The sequence below is a fragment of the Bacillus sp. NPDC057893 genome (genome assembly GCF_042796455.1).
In the GTDB taxonomy this organism is placed as follows: Bacteria; Bacillota; Bacilli; order Bacillales; family Bacillaceae_G; genus Bacillus_A.
The window spans coordinates 1-14,901 of the sequence record NZ_JBHVNG010000025.1 but is presented as its reverse complement, the minus strand read 5'-3'; the positions used below and the strand labels follow the sequence as shown (position 1 = coordinate 14,901).

At 37.2% G+C, this 14,901-nt stretch carries 16 protein-coding genes, 1 tRNA gene, 1 other RNA gene and 1 other annotated feature; of the genes, 14 read left to right on the top strand and 4 right to left on the bottom strand.

Annotated elements, in window-relative coordinates; all coding sequences use genetic code 11:
- Positions 1–93: 93 nt before the first annotated feature.
- On the bottom strand, positions 94–1,095 hold the full coding sequence (locus ACFVQC_RS29795) for a YaaC family protein (RefSeq protein WP_377900123.1): 1,002 nt from the start codon (positions 1,093–1,095) through the stop codon (positions 94–96).
- 115 nt (positions 1,096–1,210) lie between these two features.
- Between ACFVQC_RS29795 and guaB the strand changes: the two genes are divergently transcribed.
- The 7 genes from guaB (at position 1,211) to ACFVQC_RS29760 (ending at position 8,161) form a co-directional block, all read left to right on the top strand.
- Positions 1,211–2,674: an IMP dehydrogenase gene (gene guaB / locus ACFVQC_RS29790; protein WP_002107266.1), complete on the top strand. Its 1,464-nt coding sequence runs from the start codon at positions 1,211–1,213 to the stop codon at positions 2,672–2,674.
- 113 nt (positions 2,675–2,787) lie between these two features.
- Entirely contained in the window at positions 2,788–4,095 is a 1,308-nt protein-coding gene (dacA, locus tag ACFVQC_RS29785) for a D-alanyl-D-alanine carboxypeptidase DacA (RefSeq protein WP_377900124.1), read from the top strand.
- Between the two features lie 159 nt (positions 4,096–4,254).
- Positions 4,255–5,142, top strand: a complete 888-nt coding sequence (pdxS, locus tag ACFVQC_RS29780; RefSeq protein WP_002151929.1) for a pyridoxal 5'-phosphate synthase lyase subunit PdxS — start codon at positions 4,255–4,257, stop codon at positions 5,140–5,142.
- An 18-nt stretch (positions 5,143–5,160) separates the two neighbouring features.
- Entirely contained in the window at positions 5,161–5,751 is a 591-nt protein-coding gene (pdxT, locus tag ACFVQC_RS29775) for a pyridoxal 5'-phosphate synthase glutaminase subunit PdxT (protein ID WP_002151931.1), read from the top strand.
- A 54-nt stretch (positions 5,752–5,805) separates the two neighbouring features.
- Positions 5,806–6,026 (top strand) — a binding site (T-box leader).
- A gap of 51 nt (positions 6,027–6,077) precedes the next feature.
- Positions 6,078–7,352, top strand: coding sequence for a serine--tRNA ligase (gene serS / locus ACFVQC_RS29770; protein ID WP_002009617.1), 1,275 nt, complete (start codon positions 6,078–6,080; stop codon positions 7,350–7,352).
- 154 nt (positions 7,353–7,506) lie between these two features.
- Positions 7,507–7,599 (top strand) — tRNA-Ser (locus tag ACFVQC_RS29765).
- 166 nt (positions 7,600–7,765) lie between these two features.
- Positions 7,766–8,161 (top strand): sigma factor-like helix-turn-helix DNA-binding protein, encoded by a 396-nt coding sequence (locus tag ACFVQC_RS29760; protein ID WP_377895945.1) that lies wholly within the window; start codon positions 7,766–7,768, stop codon positions 8,159–8,161.
- A 35-nt stretch (positions 8,162–8,196) separates the two neighbouring features.
- Here ACFVQC_RS29760 and ACFVQC_RS29755 read toward each other — a convergent pair whose 3' ends face one another.
- The 3 genes from ACFVQC_RS29755 to ACFVQC_RS29745 all read right to left on the bottom strand — a co-directional run bounded on the left by ACFVQC_RS29755 (position 8,197) and on the right by ACFVQC_RS29745 (position 10,166).
- Positions 8,197–8,865, bottom strand: a complete 669-nt coding sequence (locus ACFVQC_RS29755) for a deoxynucleoside kinase (RefSeq protein WP_002107272.1) — start codon at positions 8,863–8,865, stop codon at positions 8,197–8,199.
- Between the two features lie 2 nt (positions 8,866–8,867).
- On the bottom strand, positions 8,868–9,503 hold the full coding sequence (locus tag ACFVQC_RS29750; RefSeq protein ID WP_002159650.1) for a deoxynucleoside kinase: 636 nt from the start codon (positions 9,501–9,503) through the stop codon (positions 8,868–8,870).
- Between the two features lie 123 nt (positions 9,504–9,626).
- Positions 9,627–10,166: a cysteine hydrolase family protein gene (locus ACFVQC_RS29745; RefSeq protein WP_002107274.1), complete on the bottom strand. Its 540-nt coding sequence runs from the start codon at positions 10,164–10,166 to the stop codon at positions 9,627–9,629.
- Positions 10,167–10,272: 106 nt separating this feature from the next.
- Here ACFVQC_RS29745 and tadA point away from each other — a divergent pair, with 106 nt between their 5' ends.
- The 7 genes from tadA (at position 10,273) to ACFVQC_RS29710 (ending at position 14,662) form a co-directional block, all read left to right on the top strand.
- Positions 10,273–10,767 carry a tRNA adenosine(34) deaminase TadA gene (gene tadA, locus ACFVQC_RS29740; RefSeq protein ID WP_002151937.1) on the top strand — a complete coding sequence of 165 codons (495 nt, stop codon included), beginning with the start codon at positions 10,273–10,275 and terminating at the stop codon, positions 10,765–10,767.
- A 78-nt stretch (positions 10,768–10,845) separates the two neighbouring features.
- An RNA gene (ffs, locus tag ACFVQC_RS29735) (signal recognition particle sRNA large type) lies at positions 10,846–11,110 on the top strand.
- A 132-nt stretch (positions 11,111–11,242) separates the two neighbouring features.
- Positions 11,243–12,931 carry a DNA polymerase III subunit gamma/tau gene (gene dnaX, locus ACFVQC_RS29730; protein WP_377900121.1) on the top strand — a complete coding sequence of 563 codons (1,689 nt, stop codon included), beginning with the start codon at positions 11,243–11,245 and terminating at the stop codon, positions 12,929–12,931.
- A gap of 25 nt (positions 12,932–12,956) precedes the next feature.
- Entirely contained in the window at positions 12,957–13,283 is a 327-nt protein-coding gene (locus ACFVQC_RS29725) for a YbaB/EbfC family nucleoid-associated protein (RefSeq protein WP_215556545.1), read from the top strand.
- Positions 13,284–13,297: 14 nt separating this feature from the next.
- Entirely contained in the window at positions 13,298–13,894 is a 597-nt protein-coding gene (recR, locus tag ACFVQC_RS29720; protein ID WP_002107278.1) for a recombination protein RecR, read from the top strand.
- 14 nt (positions 13,895–13,908) lie between these two features.
- Positions 13,909–14,130, top strand: coding sequence for a YaaL family protein (locus tag ACFVQC_RS29715; RefSeq protein WP_002009631.1), 222 nt, complete (start codon positions 13,909–13,911; stop codon positions 14,128–14,130).
- Between the two features lie 262 nt (positions 14,131–14,392).
- Entirely contained in the window at positions 14,393–14,662 is a 270-nt protein-coding gene (locus ACFVQC_RS29710; RefSeq protein WP_002151941.1) for a pro-sigmaK processing inhibitor BofA family protein, read from the top strand.
- Positions 14,663–14,901: the final 239 nt, after the last annotated feature.

The following is a 14,901-nucleotide window of genomic DNA, read 5'->3' as shown; positions in this document are numbered from 1 at the left end:
TCTCTAGCGCCGATGGTAGTTGGGACCTTGTCCCTGTGAGAGTAGGACGTCGCCAAGCAAGATAAAAACACAAGTCTTTTGACTTGTGTTTTTTTATTTCCCATGAAATAGGTTGGATTCCGTTAGTAAAAATGCTGAAATATAGTAAGGGATTTTTTGAGCAGAAATATTGAGAAATTGATAAATAAATGGATAATCTTCAGATCCATAGCTTCCAAGTAAGTCATACCACCAATCTGTTTCATACCTAGAAATCATGCTTAAATTATAGAGCAATAAATAATGAATAAGGAGCTCAGGTAACACTTGCTTAGAGTTTCTAGGATCGGTCGTAAGTGGTAAATAATAAGTGTCAGTAAGGTACTCGTAGTATAAAGGAGTACTATACATAGGATTCCACGATTGAATAGGCGCTGAAAAAAATACATTCAATTCACTATTTTTCTCAGGTACGTGTTGTATTGATAAATGCTTACAACTTGTTTCGATGTAACGAGAAAATCGCTCTTTAGTCATATGTAATCGATCTAATATATTGACTGAAAAGGAGAGCTCATTTTTATTTGTTGAATCGATCTTATATAAAGTTGATACTTTTTGACTATAGCGCAACAAATTTTGTAATTCAGGAATATTCCCCATTAGCTCTAACATATTAAACTTCTCCGCTTCTAGGTGTTTCATGTGAAACAGTTGTTCTGCAACGTGAGTAAACAATCCGTTTTTCTGTATTTTCACCTCATCTTCTAAAAATTGATACCCCTGTTTTTTTCGTTTACGAGTTGTAACGCCATGAGCTAAAACAGTAGTTGATTCTGGGTAGTTAGGATCAATAGTTAACAAGCAAGCTTTAAACAGTTGGCTAATTCCATAAAATAACAACATTGGCTGAATCGAAAAGGGGGCCACCTTATATAATTCATAATAATTTTTCCCATGTTCTAAGTAGTAAATAAAGGGATAACAGTTTTCAAAACTTTTTTTTTCAGCATCTTGTATGGAGGATTTTTCATAACAACGGGCAAGATAACGTTGTACATTTTGAGATGAAAAAAAGAAACTTAATTGCTGCCAAGTACAATGTGTTTGATGCATATATTACGCTCCTTTTATTGTCTAAAAATTCTAACATATATATACGTCCTTGACAGTATTTTAACCAATTGATAAGCTACTAATAATAATTTCTGGTATCATGGGGGGAACAATTATGTGGGAATCTAAATTTGTTAAAGAAGGTTTGACTTTTGATGATGTATTACTTGTACCAGCGAGGTCAGATATATTACCAAGAGAAGTAAGTGTTAAAACAGTTTTATCTGAAAGCTTACAGCTAAACATTCCGTTAATTAGTGCAGGAATGGATACAGTAACAGAAGCTGACATGGCTATTGCAATGGCTCGCCAAGGCGGTTTAGGAATTATTCATAAGAATATGTCTATTGAGCAACAGGCAGAGCAAGTTGATAAAGTAAAGCGCTCTGAAAGCGGCGTTATTTCAGATCCTTTCTTCTTAACTCCAGAACATCAAGTATATGATGCAGAACATCTTATGGGAAAATATCGTATCTCAGGTGTACCGGTTGTAAATAATTTAGATGAGCGAAAATTAGTTGGTATTATTACAAACCGTGATATGCGTTTCATTCAAGACTACTCAATCAAAATTTCTGACGTAATGACAAAAGAACAGTTAATTACAGCTCCAGTTGGTACTACACTGGAAGAAGCTGAAAAGATCCTACAAAAGTATAAAATTGAAAAGCTCCCTCTTGTTGATAATAACGGTGTATTACAAGGGCTTATTACAATAAAAGATATTGAAAAAGTAATTGAATTTCCAAACTCTGCTAAGGATAAGCAAGGACGCTTATTAGTTGGAGCAGCTGTCGGTGTAACGGCTGATGCTATGCTTCGTATCGATGCATTAGTAAAAGCTAGCGTAGATGCAATTGTACTTGATACAGCTCATGGTCATTCTAAAGGTGTTATTGAAAAGGTAAAAGAAGTTCGTGCGAAATATCCAGCACTAAATATTATCGCTGGAAATGTTGCTACAGCTGAAGCGACGAAAGCATTAATTGAGGCTGGTGCAAACGTAGTTAAAGTTGGTATTGGACCAGGCTCTATTTGTACAACGCGTGTTGTAGCTGGTGTTGGTGTACCACAATTAACAGCAGTTTATGATTGTGCAACAGAAGCTCGTAAACACGGTATTCCAGTTATTGCTGATGGCGGTGTTAAGTACTCTGGTGATATGGTTAAAGCTTTAGCAGCAGGAGCACACGTTGTTATGCTAGGTAGTATGTTTGCTGGTGTTGCTGAAAGCCCTGGAGAAACTGAAATTTACCAAGGTCGCCAATTTAAAGTATATCGTGGTATGGGTTCTGTTGGAGCGATGGAAAAAGGAAGTAAAGATCGTTACTTCCAAGAAGGAAACAAGAAACTTGTTCCAGAAGGTATTGAAGGACGCGTACCATATAAAGGACCTTTAGCAGATACAGTTCATCAATTAGTTGGTGGATTACGTGCAGGTATGGGATATTGCGGGGCGCAGAATTTAGAATTCTTACGTGAGAATGCACAGTTCATTCGCATGTCAGGTGCAGGTTTACGTGAAAGCCACCCTCATCATGTACAAATTACAAAAGAGGCTCCAAACTACTCATTATAATGTCTTATATGTAAATAGACGGAGATTTGATATCTCTGTCTATTTTTTTTTGATTATGTTAGAATAACGGTTATGTGAGTACATAGATATTGGGGGTAGCAAAAGTGAAAGGTATGTTTTGCAAAAGATTCATGGCTTTAGTAACGGTGCTTACACTAGCTTGTAGCATGCTGTTACCATATAGCAATGCATCAGCTGAAACAGGAGCCGCTCTAAACATTGAAGCGGGTGCGGCAATTTTAGTAGAAGCGAATTCTGGGAAAATTTTATATCAAAAGAATGCAGATGAGTTATTATCAATTGCTAGTATGACAAAAATGATGAGTGAATATTTAGTTCATGAAGCAGTGGATAAAGGAAAACTTAAGTGGGATCAAAAAATTAAGGTTTCTGAATATGCATATAAGGTTTCACAAGATGCCTCATTATCAAATGTTGCATTAGAAAATGGCGGCACTTATACAGTAAAAGAGTTGTATGAAGCGATGGCAATCTTTTCTGCAAATGGTGCAACAATTGCATTAGCAGAAGCAATTGCAGGTAAAGAAGTAGACTTCGTAAAAATGATGAATGATAAATCGAAAGAACTAGGATTGAAAAATTATAAATTTGTCAATTCTACAGGTTTAACAAACAAAGATTTAAAGGGAATGCATCCTGAAGGAACAACAGCGGATGAAGAAAATAAAATGTCTGCAAAAGATGTTGCAACTTTAGCACAACATCTAATTAAAGATTATCCAAAAGTGTTAGATACAGCGAAAATCCCGAAAAAAGTATTCCGTCCAGAAAAAGAAAAATTTGCAATGTCGAACTGGAACTGGATGTTAAAGGGTTTAGTTAAAGAATATGATGGCGTAGATGGCCTGAAAACAGGATCAACTCCAGAAGCAGGTGATTGCTTCACTGGTACGGTTGAAAGAAACGGTATGCGTTTTATTTCTGTAGTTATTAAAACAAGTTCTCATACAGCAAGATTTGATGAGACGAAGAAGTTATATGATTATGGCTTTGTTAACTTTGAAATGAAGAAAATGTATGAAAAAGGTTCTTCGGTCAAAGGACAAGAAACAGTACGAGTAGAAAATGCAAAAGATAAAGATGTAGCAGTTCAAACAAAACAAGTTGTTTCACTTCCAGTGTCAAAAGGAAGTAAAGATGTTTATAAAACAGAATTTAAAGAAGCAAGTAAGGGACAAGAAGCACCTATCAAAAAGGGTGTTGCACTTGGTCAGATGGTAATTACACCAAAAGATACGAATGACCCTGGATTTTTATCTGGTAAGTCATTGCAAGTAGATCTTGTAACAAAATCAGCAGTAGAAGAAGCAAACTGGTTTACTCGTTCTATGCGCGGAATTGGTTCTTTCTTTAGTGGTATGTGGAATGGTGCTGTTGATACAGTAAAAGGTTGGTTTTAAAAGCTCCTCATTGTAGGAGCTTTTTCTTATTCCTATTTTTCATACCGACTTTATGAAAAAGTAGTGGACAAGCATCAGATAGTTAGTGGTAGAATGTAAGAGTATTCTTAATTTTCTTCTTTAATGGGGAAAGCAATTCACCTAGGGGGGTTTTTGTACATGACAAATGTAACAGGGACAGAACGTGTAAAACGTGGAATGGCAGAAATGCAAAAAGGCGGCGTTATTATGGACGTAGTTAACGCTGAGCAAGCAAGAATTGCAGAAGAGGCAGGCGCAGTTGCTGTTATGGCATTAGAGCGTGTACCTGCAGATATTCGTGCAGTAGGTGGCGTTTCTCGTATGGCAGATCCAACAATTGTTGAAGAAGTTATGGGTGCTGTGTCAATTCCGGTTATGGCAAAATGCCGTATCGGTCACCTTGTAGAAGCACGTGTATTAGAATCATTAGGGGTAGACTATATCGATGAGAGTGAAGTATTAACTCCTGCTGATGAAGTATACCATTTAAATAAACGTGATTACACAGTTCCGTTTGTATGTGGTTGCCGTGATATCGGAGAAGCTGCACGTCGTATTGCAGAAGGTGCATCTATGCTTCGTACAAAAGGTGAGCCTGGAACAGGAAACATTGTAGAGGCAGTGCGTCATATGCGCCAAGTCAATGCAGAAATCCGTCAAGTTGCGAGTCTACGTGAAGATGAGTTAATGACATATGCAAAAAATACTGGTGCTCCTTATGAAGTACTACTTGAAATTAAACGCCTTGGTCGCCTGCCAGTTGTAAACTTTGCAGCAGGTGGTGTAGCAACACCAGCAGATGCAGCGTTAATGATGCAACTTGGTGCTGATGGTGTATTTGTTGGATCTGGTATCTTCAAATCAGAAAACCCAGAGAAATTTGCACGTGCAATCGTTGAAGCAACGACTCATTATGAAGATTACGAACTAATTGCAAGCCTTTCTAAAGGATTAGGTAATGCAATGAAAGGTGTCGAAATTTCAACGTTATTACCAGAACAACGCATGCAAGAGCGTGGATGGTAATTAAAGGAGATCTTTAAAATGGTGAAAATCGGTGTGCTAGGTCTTCAGGGTGCTGTTCGTGAGCATGTGAAATCAGTTGAAGCAAGTGGTGCAGAAGCTGTTGTTGTAAAGCGTATAGAACAACTTGAAGAAATTGATGGTCTTATTTTACCAGGCGGTGAAAGTACAACAATGCGCCGTCTTATTGATAAGTATGCTTTCATGGAGCCTCTTCGTACATTTGCGAAGTCTGGTAAACCAATGTTTGGTACATGTGCAGGAATGATTCTTCTTGCGAAAACACTTATTGGCTATGAAGAAGCACATATTGGTGCTATGGATATTACGGTTGAGCGCAATGCGTTCGGACGCCAAAAAGATAGTTTTGAAGCTGCACTTTCAATGAAGGGTGTGGGAGAAGACTTTGTTGGTGTATTTATCCGTGCTCCGTATGTTGTAAATGTAGCTGATGATGTTGAAGTACTTTCTACACATGGCGATCGAATGGTAGCAGTAAGACAATGTCAGTTTTTAGCTGCTTCTTTCCATCCAGAATTAACGGATGATCACCGTGTAACAGCATACTTTGTAGAGATGGTAAAAGAAGCGAAAATGAAAAAAGTTGTATAAGTAACTTGCAACTTGTATAAGATTATAGTAAATTGATGGTAACAATTTTATAAAATAAGCGTGTTGATAGGAAGTAGTAACAAATGTTGTTTCTTATAGAGAGTCGATGGTTGGTGGAAATCGATAGAAACAGTTTGTGAATCCATCCTGGAATGGAATGTGGAATATCTTTTGATTAGTAAGCATTCCCGGTGAAGAGCCGTTATTTCTACTTGAGAGGAAAGCGGTAATGCTTTCAACTAGGGTGGCAACGCGGGTTAACTTCCGTCCCTTTGTATAGGGACGGGAGTTTTTTGTGTTTTATAAAATAAAAGGAGGAGTATATAATGCTTGATATTAAATTTTTACGTACGAATTTTGAAGAAGTAAAAGCAAAATTACAGCACAGAGGCGAAGATTTAACGGATTTTGGTCGCTTTGAAGAACTTGATACGAGAAGAAGAGAGCTACTTGTTCAAACGGAAGAACTAAAAAGTAAACGTAACGAAGTATCTCAACAAATTTCAGTATTAAAGCGTGAAAAGAAAGATGCGGAAGCTCTAATTCTAGAAATGCGTGAAGTTGGGGAAAAAGTAAAAGATCTTGATAATGAGCTTCGTACAGTTGAAGAAGATTTAGAAAGATTAATGCTATCTATCCCAAATATCCCTCATGAATCTGCTCCAATAGGTGAAACAGAGGATGATAACGTAGTAGCACGTACTTGGGGAGAAGTGAAAGAATTTACTTATGAGCCAAAACCACATTGGGACCTTGCTACTGATTTAGGGATTTTAGATTTTGAACGTGCTGGGAAAGTAACAGGAAGCCGATTTGTATTTTACAAAGGAGCTGGTGCAAGATTAGAACGTGCTTTAATTAGCTTTATGCTTGACCTTCATACTGATGAGCATGGATATGAGGAAGTATTGCCTCCTTATATGGTAAACCGTGCAAGTATGACAGGAACAGGACAACTTCCGAAGTTTGAAGAAGATGCATTCCGTATTGAAAGTGAAGACTATTTCCTAATCCCAACAGCTGAAGTACCTGTAACGAATATGCATCGTGATGAGATTGTGAGTAAAGAGCAATTACCGATACGATATGCTGCGTTTAGCTCATGCTTCCGTTCTGAAGCAGGTTCAGCTGGTCGTGATACACGCGGTTTAATTCGCCAACACCAATTTAATAAAGTTGAACTTGTGAAGTTCGTGAAACCAGAAGATTCTTACGAAGAGTTAGAAAAATTAACAAATGATGCAGAGCGCGTGTTACAATTATTAGAGTTGCCATATCGCGTTATGAGCATGTGTACAGGAGATTTAGGATTTACAGCAGCGAAGAAATACGATATTGAAGTATGGATTCCAAGCTATGGCACATATCGTGAAATTTCTTCTTGTAGTAATTTTGAGGCTTTCCAAGCGAGACGTGCGAATATCCGTTTCCGCCGTGAGCCGAATGGCAAACCGGAACATGTTCATACACTAAATGGATCTGGTCTTGCAATTGGACGTACAGTGGCAGCTATTTTAGAGAACTACCAACAAGAAGATGGTACAATTATAATTCCGGAAGTTCTTCGCCCTTATATGGGAGGAAAAACAGTTATTAAATAAGTTAAAACATTCATCGGTATGAGTGATTGGTAATTATGGGCGTTGTCAGCAGTGTCATAAAGGAGAGGGAAAGTAAAATTTTCCTTTCCTCATAATTTATTATAGTAGGGTTGACTAACTGTTTTTCTTTTGATATTATATTTGATGTCAATATGGAGGTATACCCAAGTCTGGCTGAAGGGATCGGTCTTGAAAACCGACAGGCGGCGAGAGTCGCGCGGGGGTTCGAATCCCTCTACCTCCTCCAGATATAATTGACAACAGCGCATATAAGTGGAGATTGGAGAACTCGTTACCAACACGTAACGAGTTTTTATTTTAAAACCAATCATAAAGTATGATGTAAGGGTATAGTGTCCTTATTACACACTCATATTCCGATGATTATCTTCATAGATATGAAAGGAGTTAACATGGATCTTATTATACAAACGTTTCCTTTAGATGGAAAAACTTTATATTATGTACAATGTCCTGTCTGTAAGAACAATAGAATTTTAAACAGTGGTGCAAATGTGTCGCGCATTATAAGTGATGATACATTCCGTAAGCTTTGTGGTTGCACTTGTGATGTAAAACAGGTTGCAAAAAAAGTAGAGGTGCCAAAAGAAGCTGAAAAACCAGCTTTGCAAAAAGAAGTAACTCCAAAACGTACAGGGAAATTACTAACAGCAGTAATTAACGGGAAAGAAATGACCGTTAAAGAGATTGCTGAAACATATGATATTAGTACGAGTACTGTTCGTCAGCGTATTAATGCTGGAAAGCCAGAGAGTGAAATTATTGCTCCAACGAAAAAGAAAAAGTAATTTCATAGGAAAACCCGTGCATATGCACGGGTTTTTTATTTTACAAGTTTACGTGTTTGTTTTAAAAAATGTCCAATTTTTTTAATGATTGGTTCGATTGAATCGCCATCTTTTAAAATATCGTATTCATTAATGTTTAATCGTAAAATAGGGCATGAATTAAAGTTATTAATCCAGTTATCGTAACGTCCATGCATCTCTTTCCAATACTCGATTGGTGTTTGCTGTTCCATTGGACGTCCTCGTTCTTGAATACGATCGACAATATCATCAAACGAACCTTCTAGGTAAATTAATAAGTCTGGATGAGGGAAGTAAGGAGTCATGACCATAGCATCAAATAAACCTTTGTATGTTTCATAATCAGTTTCAGTCATTGTACCCTTTTCGTGATGCATCTTTGCGAAAATACCAGTGTCCTCATAGATAGAACGGTCTTGAACAAAACCGCCACCATATTCGAAAATTCTTTTTTGTTCTTTAAATCGTTCTGCTAAAAAGTACACTTGTAAGTGAAAGCTCCAGCGTGTGAAATCAGCATAGAACTTGTCCAAATATGGATTAGAATCTACTTTTTCAAAAGATGTACGATAACCTAAAGCGTTAGCTAATGCAGTTGTCATAGTGGATTTACCGACACCTACTGTTCCAGCAATAGTGATAACTGCATCATTTGGTATATCATATTTTTGCCTTAAATTCATTGTTATTTCGACTCCTTCAAGAGAGTATTTTGAAGAGCGGATAAGATGACATTTAAATCATCAGGATTTCTTACAAAATCCATATCGTCTCCATTAAATTTCAATACTGGAATATCTGGATGGTCCTTTTTGAAAGCATCCATTGCTGTTTCGTAATCTTTTGTAAGCTGTAGTAAGTAATTTGGATCCATATTTTTTTCGAATTCTCTTCCGCGCATCGCAATTCGTTTTTGTAATGTTTCTAGGCTCGCCGTTAAATAAACGATGACATTTGGTACAGGCATATCTTGCGTAAGAATGCGATAAATTTGCATGTACTTGTCATATTGAGCATCTTTTAATGTACGGGATGCAAAAATTAAATTTTTAAATATATGATAATCTGCTACTACAGGCTTCCTTTGATTCAAATACTTTATGTTAATATCCTCTAGTTGTTTGTACCTATTGCAAAGAAAGAACATCTCTGTTTGAAAACTCCATTCGTCGATGTCTTCATAGAATTTTCCTAAAAAAGGATTTTCATCAACAATCTCTTTTAGTAAGTGGAGTTGCATGTGAGTTGAAAGTTCCTTCGCAAGTGAAGTTTTTCCAACACCAATTGGTCCTTCAACCGTGATAAATGGTACTCCGGTCACGCTGTTTCCTCCTTTCAATCAGTGATTTACCGTGACTACTAAAAACACAAAACAGAATTATTGTAGCACAAGAGGGGAGCGAGCGGACTAATTTGATATAAAAAGTTAGAAAATAGATATGTATTAATTAAATTTTATTTGGGAGGACGGTACAATATTTGCCTTTAATGTGGCCTCCATTATTTTTAAAGCATGTTCATTATCTTGCTCGTTATTAGAAGCGATGCAATCCCGTGGTACATAAAGTGTATAATTTCTCATATGGGCATCATTAGCTGTAAAAAGGATGCATATGTTCCCCGCAATTCCTGTTAAAATGAGATTTTCGATTTTTAAATAACCTAATAAAGAATTCAAAGGTGTTTCATAAAAAGCAGAGTAATGTGGTTTAATAAAAATGTAATCGTCAGTATGCGGAGCAATGGCCTCGATAATATTTTTACTATACTTATTTGTACAATGAGTAATAAGTTGATTAATATCAGATCTCCAAAGTTGATAGTGATCATTGACATAAATTATTGGATAGCCCAATGATTTCATGGTGTCCTTTAATTGTAGAATGGGGTTCTTTATAATTTCACATTTCTGTGCCAGGATGGGCCCGTGGGAGAATTGAAAATCATTAATCATATCGATAATGAGTAAGGCAGTATTTTTCATATGTAATTCCCTCTCTTTCTTCTTTAGGTTGGATTGAATTTGCAAAAGTTATCCCACCTGCAAGAAATGAAAAAGTGTATTTTATTTTTGGTGAAAGGACTATATTATGGAGCGAGATATATATTTTATGCAGTTAGCAATAGAGGAAGCAAAGAAGGCAGAGGCGATACAAGAGGTACCAATTGGTGCTGTAATTGTGCTAGATGATGAAGTGATTAGTGTCGCGCATAACTTAAGAGAAACTGAACAGAGATCAATAGCTCACGCCGAGCTCTTAGCTATTGATGAAGCTTGCAAAAAATTAGGGACATGGCGTTTAGAAGATGCAACGTTATATGTAACATTAGAACCTTGTCCAATGTGTGCAGGGGGAATTGTTTTATCGCGTGTAAAAAGGGTTGTATATGGAGCGAGCGATCCGAAAGGCGGATGTGCAGGTACATTGATGAATCTTTTAACTGATGAGCGTTTTAATCATCAGTGTGAAGTAGTGGCTGGTGTACTTGAAGAGGAATGTGGTACGTTGTTAACGATTTTTTTTAGGGAGCTTCGTAAGAAAAGAAAAGAAGCGAAAAAACTAGAGAAAAGTAATGGTAACTAACGTATTTGCATTTTGTAAAAAAACAAGTTATACTGATAATGCCTTATCCAAGGCAACCGAATATTGGTTTTAACTTTGCCGTGCTAAGCGGGGAGGTAGCGGTGCCCTATACTCGCAATCCGCTCTAGCGAGGCTGAATCCCTTCTCGAGGTTATGCTGCTGTAAGGTCTGCCTTAAGTAAGTGGTGTTGACGTTTGGGTCCTGCGCAACGGGACCCCGTGAACCTTGTCAGGTCCGGAAGGAAGCAGCAATAAGCGGGTTTTCTCGTGTGCCGCAGGAGTGCCTGAACCGAGCTAACTGCTTGAGTAACGCTTATGGTACGTAATCGACAGAAGGTGCACGGCAGTTATATATGTATACAAAACTCACCTTAATATAAAGGTGAGTTTTTTGTATGGAAAATAACTTTTGGAATCTATAAACAGAATGGGTTATAATAAATGAGATAATAACCTTTGAGGGAGGCCGTATTTTCGTGTCATACCAAGCGTTATACCGAACATGGAGACCGCAAAAATTCGAAGATGTAGTCGGTCAAAAGCACGTGACAAAAACGTTGCAAAATGCCCTTCTTCAAGAGAAAGCTTCACATGCTTATTTGTTTTCTGGTCCGAGGGGAACAGGGAAAACGACAATTGCAAAAGTATTTGCAAAGGCAATTAACTGTGAACACGCCCCAGTAGCTGAACCTTGTAATGAATGTCCTTCTTGTTTAGGAATTACACAAGGATCTATTTCAGATGTATTAGAAATTGATGCGGCTTCAAATAACGGCGTAGATGAAATTCGAGATATAAGAGATAAAGTAAAATATGCTCCAAGTTCTGTAGGATATAAAGTATACATTATTGATGAAGTTCACATGCTTTCTATGGGTGCCTTTAATGCGCTTTTGAAAACTTTAGAAGAGCCGCCAGGACATGTTATTTTTATTCTGGCGACAACAGAACCGCATAAGATTCCAGCTACAATTATTTCACGTTGTCAGCGTTTTGAGTTTCGAAAGATATCAGTAAATGATATCGTTGAGAGGTTATCGACAGTCGTGACAAATGAAGGTACGCAAGTAGAAGATGAAGCGTTACAAATCGTAGCGCGTGCTGCTGAAGGTGGTATGCGTGATGCGCTCAGTCTTATCGATCAAGCTATTTCTTATAGCGATGAGACGGTGACGAGCGAAGATGTTTTAGCTGTAACGGGATCTGTATCTCAGCGATATTTAGGTGACCTGGTAGAATGTATACGTGAAAATGATGTATCAAGGGCGTTACGTATTATAGATGAGATGATGAGTAAAGGGAAAGATCCAGTTCGCTTTATGGAGGATTTCATTTACTACTATCGTGATATGCTTTTATATCAAACTTCACCACAATTAGAACATATGTTGGAACGGGTAATTGTAGATGATCAATTCCGTACGTTAATTAAAGAAATGCAACCGGAAGTAATCTATGAAATTATTCATACCCTTAGTAAGGGACAACAGGAGATGAAGTGGACAAACCATCCAAGAATATTCTTGGAAGTTGTTATGGTGCAACTGTGTCAGCAGTTTATGATGCAAGCAAACGGCGCAGATCGTTTACAAGCGATTATGAACAGGATGCAGCAACTGGAGAAAGAGTTAGAGCAAGTTAAAAAGAATGGCGTGCCAGCTGGTGTGCAGCAGGAAGTAAGAGAGACGCGGGCAACACCAAAACCGGTACGAACAGGAAGTATGAAAATTCCTGTTGGACGTGTGAATGAAGTGTTAAAGCAAGCGAAGCGTCAAGATTTAGAACAGTTAAAAGCTGTATGGGGCGAATTGTTAGGAAGGCTCAAGTCACATAACAAAGTAGCATTTGCTGTTTTATTAGAAAATAGTGAACCAGTTGCGGCTTCAGATGATACCTATGTGTTAGCATTTCAATATGAGATTCATTGCAAAATGGCTAGTGAAAATCGAGAAGCGATGGATACATTGGAACAAACTCTTTTTGAATTGTTAAGTAAAAGGTTAAATATGATTGCTATCCCAAAAAGTGAATGGGGTAAAATTCGTGAAGACTTTTTACAACGCGAAGGCGGGGATTCTGAAGAAAGCCCAGAACAAAAAGAAGATCCTCTTATAGAAGAGGCTGTAAAATTAGTAGGGCAAGAACTTATTGAAATAAAAGAGTAATAATAATGAGGAGGAATTAATTATGATGCGTGGCGGAATGGGAAATATGAATAATATGATGAAACAAATGCAAAAGATGCAAAAAGACATGGCGAAGGCACAAGAAGAGCTTGGCGACAAAACAGTTGAAGGTACAGCTGGTGGCGGAATGGTTACTGTTATCGCAAATGGCCATAAGCAAGTTCTTGAAGTGAAAATTAAAGAAGAAGTTGTAGATCCAGAAGATATTGAAATGTTACAAGACTTAGTATTAGCTGCAACGAATGATGCACTTAAAAAGGTTGATGAACTTTCAAACTCTACAATGGGCAAATTTACAAAAGGCATGAACTTACCAGGTGGAATGTTCTAGGGGGATATTGATATATGCATTATCCAGAACCGATATCAAAATTAATCGATAGTTTTATGAAGTTGCCAGGAATCGGACCGAAAACAGCGGTTCGATTGGCGTTTTTCGTGTTAGATATGAAAGAGGATGATGTACTAGGTTTTGCAAAAGCACTTGTGAATGCGAAGCGAGATTTAGCGTATTGTTCTATATGCGGGCATATTACTGACCGCGATCCTTGTTATATTTGTGACGATTCGCATAGAGATCAATCGGTTGTTTGTGTAGTACAAGAGCCGAAAGATGTAATTGCGATGGAAAAAATGAAAGAATATCAAGGTGTATATCATGTTTTGCGTGGTGCCATTTCTCCAATGGAGGGAATTGGACCAGAGGATATTAATATCCCACAGTTATTAAAGAGACTACAAGATGAAACAGTACAAGAAGTGATATTAGCAACAAACCCTAATATTGAAGGGGAAGCTACAGCGATGTACATATCCCGCCTCTTAAAGCCAACAGGAATTAAAGTAACTCGTATTGCACATGGTCTGCCAGTTGGTGGAGATTTAGAATATGCAGATGAAGTAACACTATCGAAAGCTTTAGAAGGCCGTAGAGAGATATAAGAGGAGAAGGGAAAATGTTCTTTCAAAAAAAGGGTAAGTTGCGTAAAGAGTATGACGATAAGTTAATTGTATTATTAGAAAAGGTAAAGAATGAATGGCTACGTCAGAAGAGACTGGTTGAACAAAGTGTTGAGCCGTCTCAAGATGTACTTTGTTCTTTAAAAATAGCAGAGGCGAAATATTTTTTCTTGTTAAAAGAAGCAAAACGTCGTCCTGTGAAAATGGAACAATGGTAAAAGGTCCTGCTTTTTAAAGCAGGACCTTTTGCTTTTTATCGATTTACTTGTGAGTAACAGGGTTACTTTATTTTGGGGGTATAAAGAGGAGAAAGAAAAGGCGGGAATGGAGTTAGTTGTATCTAATTGTTAGTGCTTAGAAGAAATATTACTGATTAAAGGTTATAAAGATGAAGTGATAGGAGTTATGTTATAGATGTTCTTTTTTATTGTCTTGTCCCATACAAATGGATATGTATAGGTCATTCATAAGGAGGAAAAAATGAATTCTACAATTATTATTGTTGGCATTCTTGCGTTGGTTTTTATTTTTCTTATTTTTGGTGTTTCTGCTAAACCAATACGTTTTATAGGGAAAGCACTCTTTCATGTCACCTTAGGTATAGCGTTATTGTTCATTGTGAATGTTGTAGGGACATATTTTGATTTTCATATTCCAATTAACACAGGCACAGCTACAGTATCAAGTTTATTAGGGGTGCCAGGTGTTGCGGCATTAGTGATTATTAAGCTATATATAATGCCAAGATAAATTTATTTTGGCATTTTTTAAAAAAGCGTTGACTTATCGATTGGTAATATGATAAATTAATAAGCGTCGTCAGGAACGAAACGAAAAAAGTTGTTGACAGATTCAATTCGAAATGTTAAATTATAAAAGTCGCTGAAACGTGACATTGAACTTTGAAAACTAAACGAAACAAACAACGTGAAACGTCAATTTTTATTTTTAGATGCTAGACAAACTAACTTTATTGGAGAGTTTGATCC